At 58.5% G+C, this 2,773-nt stretch carries 4 protein-coding genes; all 4 read right to left on the bottom strand.

Annotation, left to right across the window (positions count from 1 at the left end; all coding sequences use genetic code 11):
- A partial coding sequence (locus AC1D35_RS35385) for an alpha-ketoacid dehydrogenase subunit beta (protein WP_477942599.1) occupies nt 1-948 on the bottom strand: 948 nt, incomplete at its 3' end.
- Between the two features lie 25 nt (nt 949-973).
- Nucleotides 974-1,945 carry a thiamine pyrophosphate-dependent dehydrogenase E1 component subunit alpha gene (locus tag AC1D35_RS35380; RefSeq protein ID WP_477942601.1) on the bottom strand — a complete coding sequence of 324 codons (972 nt, stop codon included), beginning with the start codon at nt 1,943-1,945 and terminating at the stop codon, nt 974-976.
- 52 nt (nt 1,946-1,997) lie between these two features.
- Nucleotides 1,998-2,462 carry an OsmC family protein gene (locus AC1D35_RS35375; RefSeq protein ID WP_477942597.1) on the bottom strand — a complete coding sequence of 155 codons (465 nt, stop codon included), beginning with the start codon at nt 2,460-2,462 and terminating at the stop codon, nt 1,998-2,000.
- Nucleotides 2,463-2,503: 41 nt separating this feature from the next.
- Nucleotides 2,504-2,773 (bottom strand): SDR family NAD(P)-dependent oxidoreductase (locus AC1D35_RS35370; RefSeq protein WP_477942595.1); only part of this gene is annotated, 270 nt, incomplete at its 5' end.

Below are 2,773 nucleotides of genomic sequence, written 5' to 3'. Positions count from 1 at the left end.
AGACTCAAGCACCGGGGAGAACGGCACCGGGGAATGCGGAGCCGTCACGACCTGCGGCGCAGATTTCAGTTGTCCAAAAATATTGGTCGAGACGAGGGAGACGATGTCGGTCGCCATCGAGCAGCGCGGCGTTGCTTCATCGACAACCACGAGGCGGCCCGTTTCACCGACCGTTTCAAGAATCGTTTCAACGTCCAGAGGCGATGTCGTTCGAGGATCGACGACCGTGCAGGAGATCCCGAGCTTCTGTGCTGCCTCCGCGGCAGTCAGCGCGAACGACACCATCCGGCCGAATGCCACGATCGTAACGTCATCGCCCTCCCGCAGGACATTCGCCTGTCCGAACGGTATCGCGTAGGGCTCGTCTGGTACTTCACCTTGCGTGTCGTAGAGAGCGCGGTTCTCGAAGAAGATGACCGGATCGTTGTCGCGGATAGCCTGAATAAGAAGACCCTTTGCCTCGTATGGGCTGGACGGGAGGACCACCTTGAGACCTGGAATATGGGTCATGATGGGATAAAGCGCCTGCGAATGCTGGGCCGCTCCATTGCCGCTCACACCATAACTGGTCCGGATGACAAGCGGTGTCGTGGCCTTGCCGCCGAACATGTAGCGAAATTTCGCGGCCTGGTTCATCAGCTGATCAAGGCACACGCCGATAAAGTCGATATACATCAGCTCGGCGATCGGTCGCATGCCTGTCGCCGCGGCGCCGACGGCGGCGCCGATGAAGGACATTTCCGCCAGATGGGTGTCGAGGACCCGGGTGGGGCCAAACTGAGTGTAGAGCCCCTTGGTGACACCGAATGGCCCGCCCCATGCGTCCTGCTCACCATCCGCCGCAGTGCCACCCGAGACGTCCTCGCCCATGAGGATCACGGACGGATCGCGCTCCATTTCCTGACGCATCGCCTCATTGATTGCTTGTCTATAGCTCTTCCTGGGCATGTATTTGCTCCTCCGCTTTTTGGGCTCAGTATTCGACGTAGACGTGGGTAAGAAGATCGGCTTCCTCCGGAAGCGGAGCGTTTTTGGCCGCGATCACCGCCTGTTCAAGCAGGTCTTTTACCTTGGTTTCTACGGCATCTAGGTCACCGCGCTCGAGAAGGGCGGCGTCGAGAACACGGTTACGAAAAACGTCAAGAGGATCGCGCTTGCGCGCTTCCGCGATCTCGTCCTTGCCACGGTAGGTCTGCGCATCGCCTTCGAAATGCCCATAGTAGCGCGTGAACTTTATATGCAGGAGCGACGGACCACCGCCCTGGCGGGCGCGCTCGATCATGTCGGCCGCGGTATCGTAGACCTGGAAGAAATCATTGCCGTCGATCTCTGTTGCCGGAATATCGAAGGCATTGGCGCGACGCACCTGTGTGCCGCACACCGACCAGTGGGAAGGCGTCGCCTCCGCATAGCCGTTGTCTTCGATGACGAAGAGGACCGGAAGATTCCAGAGTTTGGCGAGATTGTAGGACTCGAGAATCGCGCCTTGGTTGGAGGCGCCGTCACCGTAGAAAACGACGGAAACATCGTTCGTGCCGCGAAGCTTCGCCGTGAGTGCGGCACCGCACGCGATCGGGCCTCCGGCGCCGACGATCCCGTTTGCCCCGAGCATTCCCTTGGAAAGATCCGCAATATGCAGCGATCCGCCTTTGCCGCCGCAAAGTCCGTCGCGGCGGCCCATGATTTCCTTCACCATCCCTTCAATGTCACAGCCCTTGGCGACAGAATGGCCGTGGCCTCGGTGCGTCGAAGAGATCTTGTCGCCATCCTGCAGGAGCATGCAGATGCCTGCCGCCGACGCCTCCTCACCGCAATAAAGATGAACGGTGCCGGGAATGCTGCCTGCCGCAAATTCGCGACGCATGGTTTCTTCGAATGTCCTGATCGCAAACATTCTCTCGTACGCGTCGAGCAATTCGCTTCGGCTTAGTTGGATTGCGGCAATCATGATGTCCTCCCTGGAGAGATTGCGTAGGTAACTGGTTTCGAAGGCCCGTCTATTCCGATTGGTCGGATTCGACGGAAACCTCTGTGGTGACCGAGCGCGCGATGAAGCAGATGTCATGAGCCTTGTCGTGCATCTTCTCCAGGGCGTCGTGATCGGGAATTTTGCCGGAAGGATCGAATTCGACGCGTGGTCTGAGCACGACGCGCTTGACCCGTGCCAATGCTCCCTGGTCCTTCTCGAGATAGGCTGACGCCTCGTCTTTGTAGGAAAGAACCTTGCATCCCCGCATCTCCGCGATCGCAAGGAATGAAAGCATGTGGCAGCTGGAAAGAGACGAGAGGAACAACTGCTCGGGATCCGGCAGAGAGGCGTCTCCGAGATAGTCAGGAGAGGCCGATGCGCCGACAGAAATATTGTGTCCGAAATCGACCATCAGGTTTCGGGAATATGTATTCGGTTTCGACGGATGAGGGGCTTGCTTCCAGCTTGCAGTGATCTTGTGTTCGGCACTCACGATTTATAATCCTTAGAACGAGTTTCGAGGTCGATGAGGCTTCAATCGAAGCTGGTCCCACCGCAGACGTTCAAGGCCTGGCCGGTGATGTAGGCAGACTGTTCAGAGGAGAGGAACAGCGCTGGTCCGACGAGGTCTTGAGGGTCGCCGAGACGGCGAAGGGCAGCGAGGCTCATCCAGTGACGCTGCTGTTCTTCGGTGCCCAATACTTTTCGCCCCATCTCGGTGACGATCACACCCGGGCAAATCGCGTTGACGCGAATGCCGAACGTACCGACTTCCTGCGATAGGACCCGGGTCAGTGTGATGAC

The organism is Rhizobium sp. P1_E6 (assembly GCF_056405875.1).
The sequence above is the reverse complement of the archived record's forward strand: the minus strand, read 5'-3'. Positions and strand labels throughout refer to the sequence as shown.